Source organism: Azoarcus indigens, from assembly GCF_004361735.1.
GTDB lineage: Bacteria > Pseudomonadota > Gammaproteobacteria > Burkholderiales > Rhodocyclaceae > Azoarcus > Azoarcus indigens.
The window spans coordinates 46260-68694 of sequence record NZ_SNVV01000022.1 but is presented as its reverse complement, the minus strand read 5'-3'; the positions used below and the strand labels follow the sequence as shown (position 1 = coordinate 68694).

22 protein-coding genes are annotated in these 22435 nt (G+C 70.6%); 20 read left to right on the top strand and 2 right to left on the bottom strand.

What is annotated here, in order from left to right; genetic code table 11:
* The first annotated feature begins 5 nt into the window (after positions 1 to 5).
* The 20 genes from C7389_RS19910 to argC all read left to right on the top strand — a co-directional run bounded on the left by C7389_RS19910 (position 6) and on the right by argC (position 20769).
* Positions 6 to 1394 carry an AMP-binding protein gene (locus C7389_RS19910; RefSeq protein ID WP_133594436.1) on the top strand — a complete coding sequence of 463 codons (1389 nt, stop codon included), beginning with the start codon at positions 6 to 8 and terminating at the stop codon, positions 1392 to 1394.
* A complete protein-coding gene (locus C7389_RS25195) occupies positions 1391 to 1708 on the top strand; it encodes an ApeI family dehydratase (protein ID WP_133594405.1) in 318 nt (105 codons plus the stop codon). Before C7389_RS19910 ends, C7389_RS25195 begins: the two co-directional genes overlap by 4 nt.
* Entirely contained in the window at positions 1705 to 2634 is a 930-nt protein-coding gene (locus C7389_RS19900) for a lysophospholipid acyltransferase family protein (RefSeq protein WP_133594404.1), read from the top strand. Before C7389_RS25195 ends, C7389_RS19900 begins: the two co-directional genes overlap by 4 nt.
* A complete protein-coding gene (locus tag C7389_RS19895) occupies positions 2631 to 3200 on the top strand; it encodes a LolA-related protein (protein ID WP_133594403.1) in 570 nt (189 codons plus the stop codon). The genes C7389_RS19900 and C7389_RS19895 overlap by 4 nt, the downstream gene beginning before the upstream one ends.
* Positions 3197 to 5581, top strand: coding sequence for an MMPL family transporter (locus C7389_RS19890; protein WP_133594402.1), 2385 nt, complete (start codon positions 3197 to 3199; stop codon positions 5579 to 5581). The genes C7389_RS19895 and C7389_RS19890 overlap by 4 nt, the downstream gene beginning before the upstream one ends.
* A gap of 274 nt (positions 5582 to 5855) precedes the next feature.
* Entirely contained in the window at positions 5856 to 6497 is a 642-nt protein-coding gene (locus tag C7389_RS19885) for a response regulator (RefSeq protein ID WP_211168547.1), read from the top strand.
* A 219-nt stretch (positions 6498 to 6716) separates the two neighbouring features.
* Positions 6717 to 7946, top strand: a complete 1230-nt coding sequence (locus C7389_RS19880) for a methyl-accepting chemotaxis protein (RefSeq protein WP_162851792.1) — start codon at positions 6717 to 6719, stop codon at positions 7944 to 7946.
* Between the two features lie 23 nt (positions 7947 to 7969).
* Complete coding sequence (locus tag C7389_RS19875) at positions 7970 to 8338, top strand: response regulator (RefSeq protein ID WP_133594400.1); 369 nt, start codon at positions 7970 to 7972, stop codon at positions 8336 to 8338.
* A gap of 85 nt (positions 8339 to 8423) precedes the next feature.
* Positions 8424 to 8759, top strand: coding sequence for an STAS domain-containing protein (locus C7389_RS19870; protein ID WP_133594399.1), 336 nt, complete (start codon positions 8424 to 8426; stop codon positions 8757 to 8759).
* A gap of 33 nt (positions 8760 to 8792) precedes the next feature.
* Complete coding sequence (locus C7389_RS19865) at positions 8793 to 11060, top strand: chemotaxis protein CheA (RefSeq protein ID WP_246034907.1); 2268 nt, start codon at positions 8793 to 8795, stop codon at positions 11058 to 11060.
* Complete coding sequence (locus tag C7389_RS25810; RefSeq protein ID WP_133594398.1) at positions 11045 to 12643, top strand: methyl-accepting chemotaxis protein; 1599 nt, start codon at positions 11045 to 11047, stop codon at positions 12641 to 12643. Before C7389_RS19865 ends, C7389_RS25810 begins: the two co-directional genes overlap by 16 nt.
* The gene (locus C7389_RS19855; protein WP_425455587.1) at positions 12640 to 13185 is read left to right on the top strand and encodes a chemotaxis protein CheW; all 546 of its coding nucleotides are present in this window, start codon (positions 12640 to 12642) and stop codon (positions 13183 to 13185) included. Before C7389_RS25810 ends, C7389_RS19855 begins: the two co-directional genes overlap by 4 nt.
* 208 nt (positions 13186 to 13393) lie before the next feature.
* Positions 13394 to 14212, top strand: a complete 819-nt coding sequence (locus C7389_RS19850; protein WP_133594397.1) for a polysaccharide deacetylase family protein — start codon at positions 13394 to 13396, stop codon at positions 14210 to 14212.
* The gene (locus C7389_RS19845) at positions 14209 to 14922 is read left to right on the top strand and encodes a class I SAM-dependent methyltransferase (RefSeq protein WP_133594396.1); all 714 of its coding nucleotides are present in this window, start codon (positions 14209 to 14211) and stop codon (positions 14920 to 14922) included. Before C7389_RS19850 ends, C7389_RS19845 begins: the two co-directional genes overlap by 4 nt.
* 131 nt (positions 14923 to 15053) lie before the next feature.
* The gene (locus C7389_RS19840; protein ID WP_246034906.1) at positions 15054 to 16268 is read left to right on the top strand and encodes a beta-ketoacyl-[acyl-carrier-protein] synthase family protein; all 1215 of its coding nucleotides are present in this window, start codon (positions 15054 to 15056) and stop codon (positions 16266 to 16268) included.
* Positions 16265 to 17071, top strand: a complete 807-nt coding sequence (locus tag C7389_RS19835; protein WP_133594394.1) for a beta-ketoacyl synthase chain length factor — start codon at positions 16265 to 16267, stop codon at positions 17069 to 17071. The genes C7389_RS19840 and C7389_RS19835 overlap by 4 nt, the downstream gene beginning before the upstream one ends.
* Complete coding sequence (locus C7389_RS19830; RefSeq protein ID WP_133594393.1) at positions 17068 to 17529, top strand: hotdog family protein; 462 nt, start codon at positions 17068 to 17070, stop codon at positions 17527 to 17529. Before C7389_RS19835 ends, C7389_RS19830 begins: the two co-directional genes overlap by 4 nt.
* A 55-nt stretch (positions 17530 to 17584) precedes the next feature.
* Positions 17585 to 18307 carry a 3-oxoacyl-ACP reductase FabG gene (gene fabG / locus C7389_RS19825; protein WP_133594392.1) on the top strand — a complete coding sequence of 241 codons (723 nt, stop codon included), beginning with the start codon at positions 17585 to 17587 and terminating at the stop codon, positions 18305 to 18307.
* Between the two features lie 106 nt (positions 18308 to 18413).
* The gene (locus C7389_RS19820) at positions 18414 to 19721 is read left to right on the top strand and encodes a cation:proton antiporter (protein WP_133594391.1); all 1308 of its coding nucleotides are present in this window, start codon (positions 18414 to 18416) and stop codon (positions 19719 to 19721) included.
* A 124-nt stretch (positions 19722 to 19845) separates the two neighbouring features.
* Positions 19846 to 20769: an N-acetyl-gamma-glutamyl-phosphate reductase gene (argC, locus tag C7389_RS19815; protein ID WP_133594390.1), complete on the top strand. Its 924-nt coding sequence runs from the start codon at positions 19846 to 19848 to the stop codon at positions 20767 to 20769.
* 74 nt (positions 20770 to 20843) lie between these two features.
* Here argC and C7389_RS19810 read toward each other — a convergent pair whose 3' ends face one another.
* Positions 20844 to 21620, bottom strand: coding sequence for a glycosyltransferase family 2 protein (locus C7389_RS19810; protein WP_133594389.1), 777 nt, complete (start codon positions 21618 to 21620; stop codon positions 20844 to 20846).
* Between the two features lie 41 nt (positions 21621 to 21661).
* On the bottom strand, positions 21662 to 22429 hold the full coding sequence (locus C7389_RS19805; protein WP_133594388.1) for a lysophospholipid acyltransferase family protein: 768 nt from the start codon (positions 22427 to 22429) through the stop codon (positions 21662 to 21664).
* Between the last annotated feature and the right edge of the window lie 6 nt (positions 22430 to 22435).

Sequence of the window (22435 nt, the reverse complement as noted above, 5' to 3'; positions counted from 1 at the left end):
TGAGCATGCTGCCCCTGGTTTCCCACGCCCATCCGGACGCCCTCGTCGCCTGGCGCAACGGCCAAGCCATCAGCGTGCGCCGCTTCGTCGCTGATGTGCGCCACGTCGCCGCCCGCCTGCCCGCCGGCAGCCACATCCTCAACGCCTGTACCGACCGCTACCGCTTCGCCGTCGGCTTCGCCGCCGGCATGGTGGCCGGGCGCATCAGCCTGCTGCCCTCCACCTACACGCCGGAAACCCTGCGCCACCTCGCCACCTTCGCGCCGGACACCACCGTGCTCACCGACGGCGAGCACACCGAGCTGCCGTTGCCGGCCATGCCCTTTCCGGCACTGCTGGAAGACGGAGCCCCCGGCACCCGTGACAGCGACGACTGCGAGATCCCGCTGATCGCGGCCGAACAACTGGTCGCCTGGGTATTCACCTCCGGCTCCACCGGCGCACCGGTACCCCACCGCAAGACCTGGGGCCTGCTGGTAACCAATGTGCGGGCCGAAGGCGAAGCGCTGGGCTTCGACCCGGCGCGGCCACCCACGCTGGTCGGCACCGTGCCGCCGCAGCATATGTACGGCTTCGAATCCACCGTGCTGGTGGCGCTGCAGAACGGCGCCGCCTTCGACGCCGGCCGCCCCTTCTACCCGGCGGACATCGTCGCCGCACTGGAACGCGCGCCGGCGCCGGCCATGCTCATCACCACGCCCTTCCACCTGCGCACCCTGCTGGACGAAGGCATCGGCCTGCCGCCGGCGGCGCTGCTGGTGTCCGCCACCGCGCCGCTGCCGGTGGAGCTGGCCCGCCGCGCGGAAGCCGCCTTCGAGGCGCCGCTGCTGGAGATCTATGGCAGCACCGAAACAGGCCAGATCGCCACTCGCCGCAGCGCCAGCGAGGACGCATGGACGCTGTTCCCCGGCATCCGCCTGAACAACCGCGACGACGCCACCTGGGCCAGCGAAGGCCACATCGAGGTAGCCGTGCCGCTGTCCGACGTCATCGAGCTGTGCGAAGACGGCCGCTTCCTGCTCAAGGGCCGCAACGCCGACCTGGTGAACATCGCCGGCAAGCGCACTTCGCTGGGCTGGCTCAACCAGCAGCTGCTCGCCCTGCCCGGCGTGCGCGACGGCGCCTTCCACCTGCCGGACGCCCAGGCCGAGCAGGACGCCCAGGCCCGGGTGCTGCGGCTGGCCGCCTTCGTCGTCGCCCCCGGTATGGACGCCGCAGCGGTGCTGGCCGAGTTGCGCCAACGCATCGATCCGGTGTTCCTGCCTCGGCCGCTGATCTTCCTCGACAGCCTGCCGCGCAACGCCACCGGCAAACTGCCGCGCGCCACCGCCGAGGCGCTGCTCGCCCGGCACCATGCCCAACATCAGGCCGGGCGCCAGCGGGAGCGCCCGTGAGCGAACACGTCGCGCTGCACATCGCCGCGGACCACCCCGCCTTCGCCGGCCACTTCCCGGGCCGCCCCATCGTGCCCGGCGTGGTGCTGCTGGACGAAGCCGCCCGCGCGCTGGAGGCCGCCCTGGGCCTCGGCGGCAGTTGCTGGACGCTGGGCAGCGCCAAGTTCCTCGCCCCGGTGCATCCCGGCACGCCGCTGAGCCTACGCTGGCAGCCGCCCTCGGCCGGCGGCGCCATCGCCTTCACCGTGGAGCATGCCGGCACCGCGGTCGCCAGCGGCACCCTGACCCCGCGGCCGGCGCCGCAGCCGCAATGAAGGCGAGTCCCAGCCCGGTGGCGGCCGACTGGGCGCAGCGCCCGGAGCGCAGCAACATGGCGATGCTGCGGTTGATGAGCTGGATCTCGCTCAAGCTCGGCCGCCCCGCCGGCCGGCTGGTGCTGCACCTCATCACCGGCTACTTCCTGCTGTTCGCGCCCAAGGCCCGTGCCGCCTCGCGGCTCTACCTCCGCCGCGCGCTGGGCCGGCCGGCACGGCTGGGCGACATCTACCGCCATATCTTCAGCTTCGCCGCCACCATCCACGACCGCGTCTATCTGCTCACCGAGCGTTTCGATGAGCTCGACATCCGCGTCGAAGGCGAAGCGCTGATCACCGACATCCGCCACCACGGCGGCGGCGCCCTGCTGTTCGGCGCCCACTTCGGCAGCTTCGAAGCCATACGCGCGCTGGGCCGCAACCAGCCCGGGCTGCAGATCGCCCTCGCCATGTACGAGAACAACGCGCGCAAGATCAACGCCATGCTGGCCGCCCTCAACCCGGCCGCCCAGCCGGAAGTGATCCCGCTCGGCACCCTGGATGCGATGCTCAGGATCAAGGACCGCCTGGCCGACGGCGCCCTGGTCGGCGTGCTCGCCGACCGCAGCCTGGACGACGGCCCGCGCCGCCCGGTGCCCTTGCTGGGCGCGCCGGCCGCGCTGCCGGTGGGCCCCTTCCGCATGGCGGCCATGCTGGGCGCCCGCGTCGTCTTCATGGCCGGCATCTACCACGGCGGCAAGCGCTACACCGTACGCTTCCTGCCGGTGGCCGACTTCTCCACGGTGGAACGCCCGGCGCGCGAGGCCGCCATCGACGAGGCCATGCTGCGCTACGCCCAGGCGCTGGAGAGCTGCTGCCGCGAAGCGCCCGCCAACTGGTTCAACTTCTTCGATTTCTGGGGCGAGGCCGCCCCGCCCGCGCCATGATCCCACGCCTGCTCGCCACCCTCGCCCTGCTCCTCGCCGCCGCCCCCGCGCCCGCCGCCGGCTGGGGGCTGGAACAGCTGATGGCCACGCTGGCCGACAACCGCGGTGGCCGCGTCAGCTTCGTCGAGACGCGCTACATGGCGCTGCTGGACGCCCCCATCGAGTCCAGCGGCGAACTGGTGTATGTCGCCCCCTCCCGGCTGGAACGCCACACGGTGAAGCCCAGGCCGGAAACCATGGTGCTGGACGGCAACACGCTGCAGCTCAGCCGCGAGGGCCAGACTCACACGGTGCGCCTGCGCGACTATCCCGAAGCAGCGGCGCTGATCGACAGCATCCGCGCCACCCTGGCCGGCGACCGCGCCGCGCTGGAGAAGACCTACGCCCTCAAGCTCTCCGGCGGTGCCGAGCGCTGGGCGCTGGACCTGCTGCCCGCCGATCCGGCAGTGGCCCGGCTGGTGAGCCGCATCCGCCTCGCCGGCAACAATGGCGAAGTGCGCGAAGTGGACATCTTCCAGGCCGACGGCGACCGCTCGATGATGCGCATCGGCAAGCCGCAGCGATGAGCTGGCTGCGCCGCCCGCGGGCGCGGCTCGCCCTTGCCGTCTGGATCGCCCTGGTGGCGGTGCTGGCCGCCATCGTCGCCCGCAGCCACTTCACCGCCGACATGTCGGTGTTCCTGCCGCGCGAGCCCACCCCCGAGCAGCGCCTGCTGGTAGAGCAGCTGCGCGAGGGCATGGTCTCCCGCCTCATCCTGGTCGGCGTGGAAGGCGGCGATGCCAAAGCCCGCGCCGAAACCTCCCGCCGCCTCGCCGCCAGCCTGCGCGCCGACGCCCGCTTCGCCTCGGTGAACAACGGCGAGACCACCCACCTGCAAGCCGACCAGCGCTGGCTGTTCGACAACCGCTACGCCCTCAGCCCGCGGGTGACGCCAGCGCATTTCAGCGAAGCCGGCCTGCGCAGCGCGCTGCAGGACACCCTGGATTTCCTCGCCTCCCCCGCCGGCCTGCTGGCCAAGCCGCTGGTCACCCGCGATCCCACCGGCGAGATGATCAGCCTGCTGCAGGGCCTGGCCAGCAGCGGCCAGCCGCAGCGCGACGAGCACGGCGTGTGGACCTCGCGCGATGGCGACACCGCGCTGCTGGTGCTGCTCACCCGCGCCTCCGGTGCCGATATCGACGCCCAGGAGGCCGCCATGGCCGCGGTACGCGCCGCCTTCGACGCCGCGCGGGCGGCGCTGCCCCCCGCCCCGGGTAGCGCACTCCGGCTGGAGATGACCGGCCCCGGCGTGTTCTCGGTGGAATCCCGCGACACCATCAAATCCGAAGTCAGCCGCATCGCCACCCTGGGCACGGTGCTGGTCGCCACCCTGCTGCTGCTGGTCTACCGCTCGCCGACGGTCCTGCTGCTCAGCCTGCTGCCGATGATCACCGGCGCGCTGGCGGGCATTGCCGCCGTCGGCCTCGGCTTCGGCACGGTGCATGGCCTCACCCTGGGCTTCGGCACCACCCTGATCGGCGAGGCGGTGGACTACGCCATCTACCTCTTCGTGCAAGGCGGCAGCGGCCGCGAGATCCGCCAGTTCTGGCCCACCATACGGCTGGGGCTGCTCACCTCCATCGCCGGCTTCATCGCCCTGTTCTTCTCCGGCTTCCCCGGCCTCGCCCAGCTCGGCGTGTATTCGGTGGCCGGCATCACCGTCGCCGCCCTCACCACCCGCTACCTGCTGCCGGCGCTGCTGCCGGAGAACTTTCGCTTGCGCGACGTCACCCCGGTGGGCCGCCGCCTGGCCGCGCTGGCCGCCGCCTCCACCCGGCTGCGCTGGCTGGTGCCGGTGCTGGCGATCGCCGCGGTGGCGGTCCTGGTGGTGAAGCGCGACAGCCTGTGGAACAGCGAGCTGTTCGCCCTCAGCCCGGTGCCCGCCGCCGCCCAGGAACTGGACCTGCGCCTGCGCGCCGAGATGGGGGCGCCGGACAGCCGCTACCTCGTGGTGGTGACCGGCGCCGACGCCGACGCCGCCCTGCGCGCCGCCGAACGGCTCGCCCCCACGCTGGACGCCCTGCGCGAGCAAGGCGTGCTGGATGGCTGGGACAGCCCGGCGCGCTACCTGCCCAGCCTCGCCACCCAGCAGGCACGGCTGGCCGCCGTACCAGACCGCGCGGAACTGGAACGCCGCCTGAACGTGGCCGCCGCCGGCCTGCCGCTGTCCGCCAGCCGTCTCACCCCCTTCCTCGACGACGCCGAAGCCGCCCGTGCCCGCCCGCCGCTCACCCGCGCCGGCATGGAAGGCACCTCGCTGGCGATGGCGGTGGACGCCATGCTGCTCAGCACCGACCAGGGCGCTCGCGCCCTGCTGCCGCTGCGCGCCCCAGCCGCCAAAGACCATGTGATGGATGCCGCCAGGGTGCGCGCCGCGCTGGCCCAGGCCGGCGTGGCCCAGGCCGAAGTCATGGGCGAGCCGCTGTTCCTCGACCTCAAACACGAATCCGACGCGCTCTACGCTGGCTACCTGGACGAAGCGATCACCCTCTCGCTGGGCGGCGCCGCCGCGGTCGTGCTCATCCTGCTGCTGTTCCAGCGCAGCCCGCGGCGGGTGTGGCGCGCCTGCGCGCCGCTGGTGGCGGCGGTGCTGGTGGTGTGCGCCGGGCTGGCGCTGGCCGGCGAGCAGCTCATCCTGCTGCACCTGGTGGGCATGCTGCTGATCGTCGCCGTGGGCTCCAACTACACCCTGTTCTTCGCCGCCGAAGACGGAATGCCCGATCCCCGCACTCTGGCCTCGCTGTTGGTCGCCACCCTGACTACCGTCAGCGGCTTCGGCCTGCTCGCCGTTTCCCAGGTGCCGGTGCTCCACGCCATCGGCATCACCGTCGGCCCCGGCGCGCTGCTGTCACTGGCTTTCTGCGCCATGTTGTCGCCGGCGCGGCGCGATGGCGGCCAGCCGGGTTGAGGCCCGGCGGATGGCGGCTCCCCGGTCTCCATTTCGTCTCTTTCCGGTGTTGCACTCCCTGCGCCTACAACCGGTCAGGAAAACCTGACAAGCCGCCTCGCATGGTCTAAACATAAAGAACACATATTCCAGGCGGTTTGACCTGCTATGCCGAAGGCGTTTCCGGCAGGCATCGCCCGGGAACATTCCCAGCGAGCGCACAGAGAGTTCGAGCGGGCGGCTAGGCCAGCCGGTACCACCCCGCCGACTCCCCCACCAGAGGAGACACCGCGGCATGGGCAATATCGTCCCGACCCTGATCGCAGACGACCACGAACTCGTTCTTGAAGGCATACGGCACATCCTCGCGCCGGCGCCGGACTTCGAACTGGTGGGCGAAGCCCGCGACGGCTGGGAGACGCTGGAGCAGTTGCGCAGCGCCCGCCCGCGCCTGCTGCTGATGGATCTCAGCCTGCCCGGTCCCCACGGCGTGGATCTGCTCAAACGCGTCCGCGCGGAGTTTCCGCCGGTGCGCATCCTCGCCTTCAGCCTCAACAACGAGAGCCAGACCGCCGCCCGCGCGCTGCGCGCCGGCGCCGCCGGCTACCTGAGCAAGGACTGCAAGCCGGCCCAACTGCTGCTGGCCGCGCGCAAGGTCGCCGCCGGCGAACATTATCTAGACCCGGAACTGGCCGGCCGGCTGGTATTCGAGGCGTTGCTGTCGGAGGAACGCCAGCCACATGAGCTGTTGTCCGACAAGGAGTACGAGATCTTCCTGCGGGTCGCCAGCGGGGCACCGCTCAACGACATCGCCGGCGAACTCAAGGTCTCTTCCAAGACCGTGAGCACCCACAAGGCACGGGTGATGCAGAAGCTGGGCCTCAGCAGCAATGCGGACCTGGTGCGCTACGCCCTCAAACGCGGCCTGGTGAACTAAGCCTGCGGAAAAATGGGGGGTCAGATTTCCTTACCCCCCTCTTTCCGCCGGCCTCAGCGCCAGCGGGAAATGCACCGACGTCAAATTCAGCCACCCGCCACTGCCCGGCGTCGGTAGTCCCAACTAGCATCAGGCCAATCGATACCACCTTTGTGTCGAGCCAGATGTCATGAGCACCCCCTGCCCTGATTCTTACGCCGGACCATGGACGGTTTCGCAATGCTGAATCCGAACCCTTCGCCTTCCACGCACGAACAGGCCGCGTCCGGCGCCTTGCATCTGGCCCTCTGCCGGTTCGCGCCGCCACTGCTGGCGCTGCTGTTCGCCGGCGTTCATGTGTATGGCGGCGGCTCCGTGGCGCTGGCGGGCGGTGCCATGGTGCTGGGCATCCTGATCGCATTCGCGCTGGACCGGACCGCTGCGCCACAGCAGGCCGCTACCCGTTCCCTGTACCCCGCCCCCGCAGCGGCTTCCGGCTCCCCCCCGGCGCAACCGGCGGCGGCTGAAACCGTCGGCCTCGATGAACTGTGCAAGAAGGTGCTGCCGCTGTGGTCCCGCCACCTGGAGATGGTGCGAGCCCAGACCGAGGACGCGGTAACCGACCTCGCCGGCCGCTTCCAGGGCCTGACCCAACGCGTCGGCAAGGCAATGGAAGCCTCCAGCCAGGCCGCCGGCGAAGCCAGCGGCGGTGAAGGCCTGATGGCCACCCTGGAGCGCAGCCGTGGCCGCCTCAACGGCGTGCTCAGCGCCTTGCGCAGTTCGGTGGAAAGCCGCCACAAGGTGCTGGAGGACATGAGCCGGCTGTCCGAACTCACCGATGCGCTGCAGACCATGGCGGCGGAAGTCGGCGAGATCGCCGCCCGCACCAATCTGCTGGCGCTCAATGCTTCCATCGAAGCCGCCCGCGCCGGCGAAGCCGGGCGCGGCTTCGCGGTGGTGGCGGACGAGGTGCGCAAGCTCTCCACCCAGTCCGGCCAGACCGGCCAGCGCATCCGCGAGACGGTGGATGGCGTCAGCCAGACCATCTCGCAGACGCTGTCGCTGGCCCACACCTACGCCGAGGCCGACCAGGCCGGCGTGGCGGCAGCGGAAACCGGCGTGGGCGAGGTGCTGTCGGACTTCCACGGCGCCGGCGACGCCCTCGCCCGCTCGGCCACCATCCTGCGCGAGGAGAACAGCGGCATCGGCGACGAACTGGCCGGCGTCATCGTCCAGCTCCAGTTCCAGGACCGCGTCGGCCAGATCCTCACCCATGTGCTGCAGGACATCGCCAAGCTGGAGGACATGCTGAGCCGCCACGCCAGTGATGGCAGCTCGCCGGCCTTCGATCTGCGGGCGTGGATGGATGCCCTCGCCAGCACCTACTCCACCGCCGAGCAGCATGCCGCACACCGGGGCGGCCAGGGCGCGGCAGCCAAGTCGGCGCCCACGGACATCACTTTCTTCTGACGGACCTTGACGGACTTTCTCCCATGGCCAAGACCATTCTCATCGTCGACGACTCCGCCTCCATCCGGCAGGTCGTCAAGATCGCCCTCACCGGCGCCGGCTACGAAGTCGTCGAAGCAGTAGACGGCATGGACGCGCTGAAGAAGCTGGACGGCCGCAAGATCAACCTGGTGATCAGCGATGTGAACATGCCCAATCTCGACGGCATCGGCTTCGTCAAACAGCTCAAGCAGAAGAGCGGCTACCAATTCACCCCGGTGATCATGCTCACCACCGAATCCGAGGCGGAGAAGATGCGCCAGGGCAAGGAAGCCGGCGCCAAGGCCTGGGTGGTGAAACCCTTCCAGCCCGCGCAGATGCTGGCCGCGGTCACCAAGCTGATCCAGCCCTGAAGCCCCCCCACCCGGCCCGAACCGGAAGACAAGCCGCCGCCCTCGGCGCCCCCAAACCCGCAAAGCCAGACTGGAAGCCGCCGCAATGAGCCACCCTGCCGATACCGACCAGCCCGATGCCGAAGACCGGCTGCGCGTCGCCCTCACCGGCGACGTGGACATCTACGCTGCCGAAACCCTCAAGGCGCAGCTGCTCGATCAGTTGCTGCGCACGCGGGTGCTGGAGCTGGACCTCGCCGAGGTCAGCCTGATAGACACCGCCGGCATGCAGATCCTGGTGCTGCTCAAGCGCACCGCCGAGCGCGAGGGCCGCGAGCTGCGGCTCAGCCAGCACAGCGCCACCGCCGCCGAGGCCATCCAGTTCCTCGGCCTTGGCCCCTTCTTCGGCGACCCGCTGCCCATACAACCCCAGTGGACCTGAGCCCCTGCCCATCAACCGACCGGACGCCGCGACATGCCCCATAACAGTCCCGACATGGCCGCCGCACTGCGCACCTTCGCGGAGGAGAGCGGCGAACTGCTGGAAGCCATGGCCAGCCACCTGCGCGCCCTGCTCGAAGGCGACGAGGACATGGAACGCCTGCATGCCCTGTTCCGCGCCGCCCACACCATCAAAGGCGCCGGCGGCATGTTCGGGCTGGACGCGGTGGTCGGCTTCACCCACCTGGTGGAAAACCTGCTCTCCCAGTTGCGCGATGGCCACCAGCCGCTCACCCCGGCCCTGCTCGAACTGCTGATGGATTGCCGCGACCAGATGGAGGACCTGCTGAAGGAGGCCCTGGACGATGGCGACGCCGCCGCCGACCCTGCCCTGGCCGCCCGCAGCGACAGTCTCGGCGCCCGCCTGCAGGCCGCCCTGGGCAACACCGGCGGCGGAACAGGCGGTGGAGAGACCGCGAGTCCCGCTACGGCCCCGCCGCCCTCGGCCGCCCTCACCCCGGCAACGGACGAGGATGTGGAACTGGAGCGGGTGGAGGCCGACACCTGGCACCTGTCGCTGCGCTTTTCCCCCGGTGTGCTGCGCGAGGGCATGGACCCGATCAGCTTCCTGCGCTACCTGGAGAGCGTGGGCCGCATCGTGCATATCGCCACCCTGGTGGACAACCTGCCGGATGCGGAGGCGATGGACCCGCTGAACTGCTACTTCGGCTTCGAGATCGAGCTGGAATCCGAGCGCGACAAGGACGCCATCGAAGCGGTGTTCGACTTCGTCCGCGACGACTGCCAGCTGCGCCTGCTGCCGCCCCACAGCCGCATCGCCGATTACATCGCACTGATCCAGGGCCTGCCCGAAGGCCCGGACCGGCTGGGCGAAATCCTCGTCGCCGCCAACGCCCTCACCCGGCAGGAACTGGAGTTGGGCCTCACTCACCAACGCCAGTTCGCCGGCCAGGCCCAGGTGCCGCTGGGCGAGATCCTGATCGCCGAGGGCATGACCCACCCGCCGGTGGTTGAGGCAGCGCTGGACCGCCAGGCCCAGGCCAAGGGCCGGCCGGGCAAGGACAAGGGCGGCGAATCCCAGTTCGTGCGGGTGCATGCGGAGAAGCTGGACGAGCTCATCAACCTCGTCGGCGAGCTGGTGATCGCTGGCGCCGCCTCCCATCTCCTCGCCCGCGGCCGGCGCGACCGCCGCGCCCAGGAGGCCGCCCTCACCGTCAACCGGCTGGTGGAGCAGGTGCGCGACGTGACGCTGAAGCTGCGCATGGTGGAGATCGGCGAAACCTTCAACCGCTTCCACCGCGTGGTGCGCGAACTCGGCCGCGACCTGGGCAAGGACATCGCGCTGGACATCACCGGCGCCGAGACCGAGCTGGACAAGAGCATGGTGGAGAAGCTGGGCGACCCGCTGATGCACCTGGTGCGCAACGCCATCGACCACGGCCTGGAGCCGCCGGAACAGCGCCTCGCGGCCGGCAAGCCGGAACGCGGGCGGGTGCGGCTGAACGCTTATCACGACTCCGGCGGCATCGTCATCGAGATCGGCGACGACGGCCGCGGCCTGGACCGTGAACGCATTCTCGCCCGCGCCCGCGAGCGCGGCCTGATCGGCGAGGACGAAACCCCGTCGGACCCGGAGCTGTACGCCCTCATCTTCGAGCCTGGCTTCTCCACCGCCCAGACTGTCACCAACGTCTCCGGCCGCGGCGTCGGCATGGACGTGGTGAAGAAGACCATCGCCGCACTGCGGGGCACGGTGGAGATAGACACCGTGCTCGGCGCCGGCACCACCATACGGCTGCGGCTGCCACTGACGCTGGCCATCATCGAGGGCTTCCTGGTGCGGGTGGAGAACGTGCCCTTCGTGCTGCCGCTGGAATCGGTGCGCGAATGCATCGCCCTCTCCGCGACCTCCGCCGCCGACCGCCGCCAGTACGTGAATCTGCGCGGCGAGGTGCTGCCCTACCTGCGCCTGCGAGAGCTCTTCGCCCTCGGCGGCACCCCGCCACGGCGGGAGAACATCGTCGTCGTCCGTCACCAGGGCAACCGCGTCGGCGTGGTGGTGGACCAGCTGCAGGGCGAGCTGCAAACCGTCATCAAGCCGCTGGGCCGGCTGTTCCGCGGCATGCGCGGACTGTCCGGCTCCAGCATCCTCGGCTCGGGCGAGGTCGCCCTCATCCTGGACGTCGCCACCCTGGCCGAGATCGCCACCTCCCGCGACCACAACCGCGGCGGCCCCGCCGCCCAACTCCAGCAAGGAGCCTCGGCATGCTCAACTCAATGAAAATCAGCGTCAGGCTCATCCTCGGCTTCCTGCTCGTGGCGGCGCTGAGCGCGGGGGTCGGCTTCATCGGCCTGAACAACGCCAGCAAGCTCAGCGATATGACCACCGCGCTGTACGAGCGGGAACTGCTCGGCCTCTCCCACATCAAGGAGGCCAACGTGAGCCTGATCTCCATCGGCCGCGCCCGCCAGAGCTACCTGCTGGCAGGCAGCCAGGCGGAACGCGAGCGGGTGGCGGAAGACATCCGCCGCTTCAGCAAGTCCTTCGAGGAGGAAGTGGCCAAGGCGCGCACCCGCTTCGTCTCGCAGGAGAGCCAGGAGCGCTTCGCCAGCCTTACCCGTACCTGGGACAGCTACCAGGCCGACCTGCGGCGGCTGATGGAGTTGGCCGCCGCTACCGAGATCCGCCAGCTCAGTCCCGAAGTGCGCCAGGCTGCCGAGCAGATCCGCACCCAGGCCAACAGCATCGACGAACTGATAGCGGAACTCAGCCGCAACAAGGAAGCCAACGCCAAGGCCGCCAGCGACGCCAGCGACGTGGTGTACACCGAGAGCCGGCAGTGGATGCTGCTGATCATCGCCGGCGCGTTGCTGGTCGGCATCCTGCTTGGCTTCCTCATCAGCCGCAGCGTCACCACGCCGCTGGCGCGGGCGGTGGACGCCTCCAACCGGCTCGCCGAGGGCGATCTCACTGTGCGCCTGCAAAGCACTGGCAAGGATGAGGTAAGCGCGCTGATGAACTCCATGTCGGTGATGATCCAGAAGCTGGGGCAGATCATCGGCGAGGTACGCGGCGCGGCGGACAATCTCTCCAGCGCCTCGGAGGAAGTCTCCGCCACTGCGCAGAACCTGTCCCAGTCCTCATCCGAGCAGGCGGCCAGCATCGAGGAGATGACCGCCTCGGTCACCCAGAACACCGAGAACGCCAAGATGACCAACGGCATGGCCTCCCAGGCCGCCGGCCAGGCCAACGAGGGCGGCCAGGCGGTGGCGGAGACGGTAGGGGCGATGAAACGCATCGCCGAGAAGATCGGCATCATCGACGACATCGCCTACCAGACCAATCTGCTGGCGCTCAATGCCGCCATCGAGGCCGCCCGCGCCGGCGAGCACGGCAAGGGCTTCGCGGTGGTCGCCGCCGAGGTACGCAAACTGGCCGAGCGCAGCCAGGAGGCGGCGCAGGAAATCAGCGAGGTGGCCAGCGGCAGCGTGCAGTTGGCGGAGAAAGCCGGCCGGCTGCTGGGCGACATCGTGCCCGCCATCAGCCGCACTGCCGATCTGGTGGCCGAGATCACCGCCGGCTCGCAGGAGCAGGCTTCCGGCATCAACCAGCTCAACCAGACCACCCAGCAGAACGCCTCCGCCTCGGAGGAACTGGCTGCCACCGCCGAGGAGATGAGCGGCCAGGCCACCCAGTTGCAGAGCCTGATGAGCTTCTTCCGCGTCGCCGATGGCGCGGGCTTCCGCAGCGCTCGCGCGCCTGCAGGCCGCAGCGCGCCACCGCCCGCCACGCGCAGCGATGCCGGCCCCGGCGAAGAAGACTTCGTCCAGTTCGAGGGCCGCAACGCCTGGGGGCGGCCGTGAGCAAGCTGCCGGCCAAGTCCACAACCGCGGCCAGCGCACCGGCCGAGGCGGCCAGCGAGCGCCGTCAGTTCCTTACCTTCCAGGTGGACGGCGAACTGTTCGGCGTCAGCATCCTGAGGGTGAAGGAGATCATCGAGTTCGGCAACCTCACTCCGGTGCCGATGACGCCGCCTTATGTGCGGGGCGTCATCAACCTGCGCGGGGCGGTAGTGCCGGTGCTGGATCTGGCGGTGCGCTTCGGCCGCCCTCCGCTCAACGTCGGCCGCCGCACCTGCATCATCATCCTGGAGGTGCCCAGCGACGAAGGCGAACTGGTGCTGGGCACGGTGGTGGACGCAGTCAACGAGGTGCTGGAGATTCCCTCCCACCTGATAGAGCCCGCCCCCAGCTTCGGCGCCCGCATCCGGCCCGACTTCATCGCTGGCATGGGCAAGACGGACAAGGGCTTCGTCGTGCTGCTGGAAGTCGGCCGGGTACTGTCCATAGACGAGCTGGCGCTGGTCGGCTCCCTCGCCAGCGAAGAGGACGAGGGCGTCGCCTGAGCGCAGGCGGGGCACCTGCAAGGAAGCAGGCTGGACGCCCCAGCGGCCACGGATGAAAACACCCGCCGACGACCCCCGCCTCCCCCATCCACGCTTTCACCGCCACGGGCGACCCGACCCGCTCATCCCGCGCAACACCTGACGCGATCCCATCCCTTTTGCGGTGGATCAGCCGCAGGCGACGGCGCCGATTTACAATCGCGCCCACATGATTTCCGCCGCCCCCTCCCCCCGACGCTGGCGCCCCAGCCCGCTTCTGCACGCCGCCTGCGCCGCCCATGTAGGCGCCGCCGCGGCGCTTGCCTTCGCGCCCCAGGCCTGGCCGGCCGCGTTGGGCGCGGTGGTGCTCAGCCATGCCGCGCTGACGGCCGCCGGGCTGTGGCCGCGCAGCCGGCTGCTGGGGCCGAACTGGTCCCGTCTGCCGGAAGGAGCGATCCGCCGTGGTGAAATCGCCATCACCATAGACGACGGCCCCGACCCGGAAGTCACTCCGCCGGTGCTGGACCTCCTGGACGCCGCCGGCGCCCGCGCTACCTTCTTCTGCATCGGCGAACAGGCAGTGGCCCACCCTCGCCTGGTAAAGGAGATCGTGCGCCGCGGCCATGCCGTGGAGAACCACTCCCAGCACCACCGCCACCACTTCTCGCTGTTCGGACCGCGCCGGCTGGAGTCGGACATCCTCGCCGCGCAGATGCTGTTCCGCACCCTCACCGGGCATACGCCCTGCTTCTTCCGCGCCCCCGCCGGCCTGCGCAACCCCTTCCTGGAGCCCATCCTGGCCCGCCAGGGACTGCTGCTGGCAAGCTGGACACGGCGTGGCTTCGACACCCGCGAAAGCCGTGCGGATGTCGTGCTGCAACGCCTGACCCAGAACCTCGCCGCCGGCGACATCCTGCTGCTGCACGACGGCCATGCCGCGCGCACCGCGGCAGGTCGGCCAGTCATCGTCGAAGTCCTGCCGGTGCTGCTGCAACGCATCGCCGCCGCCGGACTCAAGCCCGTTACCCTGCGCAGCACCCTGCAATGACGTCTTCCTTCCGCACGCGGCTGCTGGATGCCGCCACCGCCCCCTATCGCCCCGCCGGCCGCTTCGCCTGGCATTTCGCCCGCGGCAAGCTGGGCCGCGACCCGGTGTTCACCGGCATCCTCGCCCACGGCCTGCTGCCGGCGCAGGCCCGCATCCTGGACCTCGGCTGCGGTCAGGGCCTGCTGTCCAACTGGATCACCGCCGCCGGCCGCTTGCACGCCACCGGCGACTGGCCATCCACCTGGCCGGCACCGCCCACGCTGGCCGGCTACCGCGGCATCGAACTGATGCAGAACGATGTGGACCGCGCCCGCCCGGCGCTGCCCGCCGGTGCGGTGGTGGAGCAGGGCGACATCCGCCACAGCGACTTCGGCCGCCCCAACGCGGTAGTCATCCTCGACTCGCTGCACTACGTCACCCTCCCGGAGCAGGAGGCGGTACTCGCCCGCGCCCGCGACGCCCTCGCCCCCGAAGGCATGCTGGTGATGCGGGTCGGCGACGCCGCCGCCGGCCTGCCGTTCAAGCTCAGCAACTGGGTGGATCGCCTCGTCACCTTCATCCGCGGCCACCGCCTGGGCACCCTGTACTGCCGCCCGGTGGCCGACTGGCAGCGCAGCCTGGAACAGCTGGGCTTCCAGGTACAGGTGCTGCCGATGAGCCATGGCACCCCCTTCGCCAACACCATGCTGATCGGCCGGCTGGGCGGCTGAAGCGACCGTGGCAGACCCAACGGTTCCGCCACGAAAAACCCCGCCACAGCAGCCCGTCAGCCCGACGGCAGATGCCGGAGCCAGCAGGCATCCGGGTTAGAATCCGCCCCATTCACCCTGGATTCCACCGCTTGAGCCCGCTCGCCCTTTCCCGCTACACCGCCACCAGCTGCCTGGGTGCCGGCCTGGCCGCCACCCGCGCGGCCCTGGCCGCCGGCCGCAGCGGACTCACGCCCTGTGATTTCGAGACGGTCGCGCTGGACACCTGGATAGGCCGCGTCGCCGGTGTAGAGGAAGTCGCCCTGCCACCGCAGCTGGCCGCCTACGACTGCCGCAACAACCGCCTGGCGCTGCTCGGCCTGCAGCAGGACGGCTTCCTCGACGCCGCCCGCGCCGCCGTCGCCCGCTACGGTGCGCACCGGGTGGCGGTGCTGCTGGGCACCAGCACCTCCGGCATCCTGGAAACCGAGCTCGCCTATCGCCAGCGCGATCCGGCCACCGGGGCGCTGCCGCCGGGGTTCGACTATCGCGGCACGCACAACATCTACTCGGTGGCGGAATTCACCCGCGAATTGACCGGTGCCCGCGGTCCGGCCTGGGTCAGTTCCACCGCCTGCTCCTCTAGCGCCAAGGTGTTCGCCAGTGCCGCCCGGCTGATCGAGGCCGGGCTGGTGGATGCGGCCATCGTCGGCGGCGTCGACTCGCTGTGCCTGACCACGCTGTACGGTTTCAACTCGCTGGAGTTGGTCGCCGCCGAACCCTGCCGCCCCTACGACGCCGCGCGCAAGGGCATCTCCATCGGCGAGGCGGCCGCCTTCGCATTGCTGGAGCGCCCCTCCGCCGCGCCCGAGGGCGATACCGTACTGCTGCTCGGCAGCGGCGAATCCAGCGACGCCTACCACATGTCCTCGCCACATCCCGAAGGCCGCGGCGCCCGCCAGGCGATGGAGCAGGCCCTCGCCAGCGCCGCGCTGGAGGCGGACGCCATCGACTACATCAACCTGCACGGCACCGGCACCCCCAGCAACGACGCCGCCGAGGGCAAGGCGGTGCAAGCCCTGTTCGGCGACCGCGTGCCCGCCAGCTCCACCAAGGGCGCCACCGGCCACACCCTGGGCGCGGCCGGCGCGCTGGAGGCGGTGTTCGGCGCCCTCGCCCTGGCCGACGGCCTGATCCCCGGCAGCCCTGGCACCCGCGCGCTCGATCCCGCGCTGGCGCTGCGCTATGAATGTGGGCCGCGGCGAGCGTCGCTGCAGCACGTGCTGAGCAATTCCTTCGGCTTCGGCGGCACCAACTGCAGCCTGCTGTTCGGCCGCCTCGCCGCAGTGGAGGGCGCCCGCAAATGACGCTCTACCAGCCCCTGTCCGCCCACATCGCCGGCATCGGCGTACTCGGCCCCGGCCTGGCCGACTGGGCCGCCGCCCGTGCGGTGCTCGCCGGCGCGCCGTGGACGCCGACCGCCACACCCATGCCGGCGCCCGAAAGCCTGCCGCCGGCTGAACGCCGCCGCGTCGGCAACGTCGTCCGCCTGGCGCTGGCCGCCGGCCTGCAGGCCGTCGCCGCCGGCGGCGCCGACGCCGCCACGCTGGCGACGGTGTTCGCCTCCTCGGGCGGCGACGGCGCCAACTGCCACGCCATCTGCGAAGCGCTGGCAAGCGGCGACCGGCTGATCTCGCCTACCCGCTTCCACAACTCGGTGAACAACGCCGCTTCCGGCTACTGGGGCATCGCCACCGGCGCGCAGGCCGCGTCCACCATCGTCTCCGCTTACGACGGCAGCTTCGCCGCCGGGCTGGTGGAGGCGCTCTCGCAACTGCGCGCCAGCGCGGCGCCGGTGCTGCTGATCGCTTACGACCTGCCCTACCCGGAGCCGCTGGGCGCCGTCCGGCCGCAGGGCGCGGCCTTCGCCACCGCGCTGCTGCTGACGCCGGACAGCCACGGCACTCAGGTGCTGCCGCGCCTTGCCCTGGCCGGCTTCACCTGCTGCGCCTGCGACAGCCTGGCCGACCCGGCGCTGGACGCCCTGCGCCGCGACGTGCCCGCCGCCCGCGCGCTGCCGCTGCTCGCCCGCCTGGCGCGCGGGGAAGCCGGCACCAGCGTGCTCGAGTACCTGGACGGCCTGGCGCTGGCGGTGGATGTGACGCCGTGACCCAGGCCCAGACCGAAGCCACACCGCTGGACCACGCCTGGATCGCCGCCCATGTGCCGCACCAGGGCAGCATGTGCCTGCTGGACGCGGTGGAGAGCTGGAGCCCGGAGCGCATCCGCTGCCGCGCGGTGAGCCACCGCGACCCCGCCAACCCGCTGCGCGCCGGTGGCCGCCTGGGCGCGCTCACCGGCATCGAATACGCCGCCCAGGCGATGGCGGTGCATGGCGCGCTGCGCGCCGGCGGCGCGGCCTGCGCCTCGTCCCGCCCCGGCATGCTGGGCAGCGCCCGCGCGGTGGAGTGCCTGGTGAGCCGGCTGGACGACATCGCCGACGATCTGCAGGTGGACGCCGAATGCCTTTCAGCCGACGACCGCGCCCTGCTCTACGCCTTCACCCTCTCCGCCGGCGGCCGGCCGCTGCTGCGCGGCCGCGCCTCGGTGGTGCTGAGCGTGGCCTGAGCCGCCTGCGGCCCCCGCCCATAACGACAAAGCCAGCAACACAGGAAAGCGCCACATGAACAAACGCGCCCTGGTCAGCGGCGGCAGCGGCGGCATAGGCCGCGCCATCTGCCGCCGCCTCGCCGAAGACGGCCTGCACGTCCTGGTGCACGCCAACCGCAATCTGGCCGCCGCCGAAGCGGTGGCGGAAGGCATCCGCCACGCCGGCGGCAGCGCCGAGGCGCTCGCCTTCGACCTCACCGATGCCGCAGCCACCGCCGCCGCGGTGGAAACCCTCCTCGCCGCCGGCCCGGTGCAGGTGCTGGTGAACAACGCCGGCGTGCATGACGACGCCGTCTTCCCCGGCATGTCCGCCGCCCAGTGGCACAAGGTGCTGGACGTAAGCCTCAACGGCTTCTTCAACCTCACCCAGCCGCTGACGCTGCCCATGGTGCGCACCCGCTGGGGCCGCATCATCAACATCACCTCGGTGGCGGCGCTGGCAGGCAACCGCGGCCAGGTGAACTACGCCGCCGCCAAGGGCGCACTGCATTCGGCGACCAAGTCGCTGGCGCTCGAGCTGGCCAGCCGCGGCATCACGGTGAACGCGGTGGCGCCGGGGATCATAGACACCGCGATGAGCGAAGGCGCTTTCGATGCCGACGCGGTGAAGCGGCTGGTGCCGCTGGGCCGCGCCGGCCAGCCTGAGGAAGTGGCCGACCTGGTTGCCTTCCTCGCCTCGCCGCGGGCGGCCTACATCACCGGCCAGATCATCTCGATCAACGGCGGCATGATCTGAAGCCGGCAGGGCGACGCTTGCCGCCGCGTCGCCGGCCGCCACACCCACACTTCCCCAACCCAGCCGGGCGCCCCCGACAGCCCCGGCCGAACCCCAAGGACACCCGATGAGCCAGACCGCCGACGCCCTGCACGCCGTGGCCGTGCATCGCAGCGAGGCGCTGCTGTTCTTCACCCTGCTGCAGTTGGCCGTCATCATCCTCGCCGCCCGCGCCGGCGGCGCGCTGGCGCTGCGCTGCGGCCAGTCGCCCGCGGTGGGCGAAATCATCACCGGCATCCTGCTCGGGCCTTCGCTGTTCGGCTGGCTGGCGCCGGATCTCTTCGCCCTGGTGTTCCGCAGCGCCTCCGGCGAGCCGATGCAGATCCTGTCGCAGATCGGCCTGCTGCTACTGATGTTCCAGATCGGCCTGGAGTTCGACTTCGGCCACCTGCGCGAGCGCAAGCACCAGCGCACCGTGCTGTGGGTGGCCAGCGCCGGGCTGGCGCTGCCCTTCATGCTGGGCCTGGGTTTCGGCTGGTACACCGCGCCGCTGCTGGCGCCGCCCGGGGTGTCGCCGCTGGCGGCGGGGCTGTTCGTCGCCACCGCCTTCTCCATCACCGCGTTGCCCATCCTCGGCCGCATCATGATCGAGTTCCAGCTCAGCCGGACGGCGCTGGGCGTGATCGCCATCAGCGCGGCGGCGATCAACGACGTGGTCGGCTGGTTGCTGCTGGCGCTGGTGTCCACGCTGGCGGTGTCCCACTTCGAGCCGCTGGCCTTCGCCACCAAGGTGGCGCTGGTGCTGGCCTTCTTCGCCTTCGCCTGGCTGGTGCTGCGGCCGCTGGTGAAGCGCCTGGTGCGCCACAGCCGCCCCAGCCGCGGCCATTTCCCGCCCAACCTGATGGGCGCGCTGCTGGCGCTGATCTTCCTCGCCGGCATGACCACCTATCAGCTGGGCATCTTCGCCATCTTCGGCGGCTTCCTGATGGGGGTGATCCTGCACGACGAGCACGAACTGCGCGAAGCCTGGAACACCCGCGTGGGCCACTTCGTCACCGTGTTCTTCCTGCCCATCTTCTTCACCTACACCGGCCTGCGCACCGACGTCGGCAGCCTGGATTCGGCGGCCGCCTGGGGATGGTGTGCGCTGGTGGTGGCACTGGCCACGGTGGGCAAGTTCGGCGGCTCCTACCTCGCCGCCCGCCGCTGCGGCCTGGGCCACCACGAGGCCAGCCTGCTCGGCATCATGATGAACACCCGCGCGCTGATGGAGCTCATCGTCATCAACGTCGGCTACGACCTCGGTGTGATCTCGCCGCAGGTCTTCACCATGCTGGTGATCATGGCCATCGCCAGCACGGTGGTGACCACGCCCTGCCTGCGCCTGTGGCTGCCGAAAATTGGCCATAAACTGCCGCCGGCGGTGCGCGAGTGAGCAAGACTGCGGCGCGGCCATTCGGCACAATAAAGCGGTGCCAGGGCGGTGACACTGAATTCGCCGGCACTGCACACGTCCAAACCTCTCCGGTTTGAACCCGCTTCAACGATCAGGAACTGACATGCCCAAGGTTTTCATCGACGGCGAAGCCGGCACCACCGGCCTGCAAATCCGCGAACAGCTGCAGCAGATGCCGCAGCTCGAACTCGTCTCCATCGCCCCCGAGCTGCGCAAGGACGTCGCCGCCAAGCGCGAGTTGATGGCTGGCGTGGACCTGGTGATCCTCTGCCTGCACGACGACGCGGCGCGCGAATCCGTGGCGTTGATCGACGGCCTGCAAGGCAAGCGCCCGCGCATCATCGACGCCTCCACCGCCCACCGCATCGCCCCGGGCTGGGTGTATGGCTTCCCGGAGCTGGTGCCCGGCCAGGCGGAAGCGGTGGCGAAGGCGGAGCGCGTCGCCAACCCCGGCTGCTACGCCACCGGCGCCATCGCGCTGGTACGCCCGCTGGTGGATGCCGGCCTGCTGCCCAAGGATTTCCCCATCTCGCTGCCTTCCGTCAGCGGTTACTCCGGCGGTGGCCGGCCCATGATCGAAGCCTATGAGGCCGGCACCGCGCCGCTGTACGAGAGCTACGCGCTGGGCCTCAAGCACAAGCACATCCCGGAAATCATGAAGTACACCGGGCTGAGCTGCCGCCCGCTGTTCATTCCGGCGGTGGGCAACTTCCGCCAGGGCATGCTGGTGAACCTGCCGCTGCACCTGGACGCCCTGCCCGGCAAGCCGACCGCCGCCGACCTGCAGGCCACCTACAGCGCGCACTACGCCAGCAGCAACACCGCGGAGAACTTCGTGAAGGTGCTGCCGCCGACCGAAGACGGCAAGCTGGACGCATTGGCGCTGAACAACACCAACCAGCTGGAAATCCGTGTGTTCGCCAACGAGGCGGAGCGCCACGCCGTCGCCATCGCCCGGCTGGACAACCTTGGCAAGGGCGCCAGCGGCGCGGCGGTGCAGAACCTCAAGCTGATGCTGGGGCTCTGAGCGCGCTTTCTGTCTCCCGGAAAATCAGCAGCGGGCAGGACCACGGCGGCGCCCAGCGAGGCGCCGCCGGCTTTTCAGCTCCCGCCCAGGCGGCGCAGCAGCAGCAGCGGCAGGCGCAGCAGGAAGCCGAGGAAGAGGCGGGTATGCATCCAGGTCAGCAGGGCGTTGTCGCGCAGGTAATTGAAGTGCGACACGCCGCCCTCCTCCGCGCTGAAGTACTTCACCGGCGCATCCACGTTCACCGGCCGCACGCCGCGCCAGGCCAGGCGCACCACCGCTTCCGGATCGAAATCGAAGCGGCGCATCCAGCGCTGGCCGCGCATCACCTTCTGCAGCGGCGCGATGGGATAGACGCGGAAGCCGTACAGCGAATCGCCTATGCCCACCCACAGCGTCTCCAGGTTGGCCCAGGCGTTGGACACCTTGCGCCCGCGCACCCGCAGCAGCGGCGCGCTGGCATCGAACACCGGCCGGCCGAGGATCATGCGCGCCGGCGCGGCGGCCGATTCGGCCATGAATTGCGGAATGAGCCCGGCAGGATGCTGGCCGTCGGAGTCCATCGTCAGCGCATGGGTGAAACCCAGGCGCGCCGCCTCGTCCAGGCCGTGCAGCACCGCCGCACCCTTGCCGCAGTTGTGCGGCAGCACCAGCACCCGCAGGCCGGCGTCCTCCCCGGCCAGGCGCTGCAGTTCCTCGGCGGTGCCGTCGGTACTGCCATCCACCACCACCCAAACCGGATTCCACCGCGCGCGCGCCGCCGTCACGGTGTCGAACACCTTGGGCCCCGGGTTGTAGCTGGGAATGAGCACCAGGTGGGTGGCGGACGGCGGGGGAGTGACGGTGGAACGCATGGCGGACAGGGAAGGCGCGACGGCCGGCGAGGGTACCCGATTCAGCCCGGCTGGAACACCGGCGGCACCAGCTCGGCCTCGGCCAGCTCGGCGCGGAAGTAGGCATCCAGTTCGGCGACGAAGCCGGCGGTCTCGGTAGCCGGCGGAAAGCGGCGGCCGGCGCGCACCCGGTAGCGGATGGGCATGGGCGGGCGGCGGAACAGCGGCCAGCCCTTGGCGAGGTAGGCGGAGTCGGTTTCTATGATCAGCGTCTGCACCGGCACCCGGGCGCGACGGGAGATCAGCGCCACGCTGGGCAGCAGCGGGTTGAGCGGCGCAACCACCGTGCGGGTGCCTTCGGGGAAGATCAGCAGCTGGCTGCCGGCGGCAAGGTCCTCGCAGGCGGCCATCACCATGCCCAGCGGCTTGCCGTTGGGGATGTAGCGCGCCAGCCGGGCGCCGGCTCCGAGGAAGAGGTTCTTCATCAGCGCCGCCTTCATCACGCAGGCGACGTCCGGCAGGCGGGAGATCACCATCACCGCGTCCAGCAGGCAGGGGTGATTGGGCGCGAGGATGAGCGGGCCCGCGTCGCGCAGTTCGTCCACGCCCTCGAACTCGAAGCGGCAGGCGCCGAGGGCGGTGAGGATGAAGAGGTAGAAGCGGAAGGCGGCGGTGATGACGCCGCGCCCCAGCCTGCGCCCCAGCCGCGCCGGCAGCAGCGGATGCAGCACGATGGCGAAGGGCAGCCAGGCAAGGCAGAGCAGGCCGAGCGCGCCCAGCCCGGCATAGAGGCAGAAGGAGGCGTACCAGCCCGGCAGCGCGCGCTTCACCGGCAG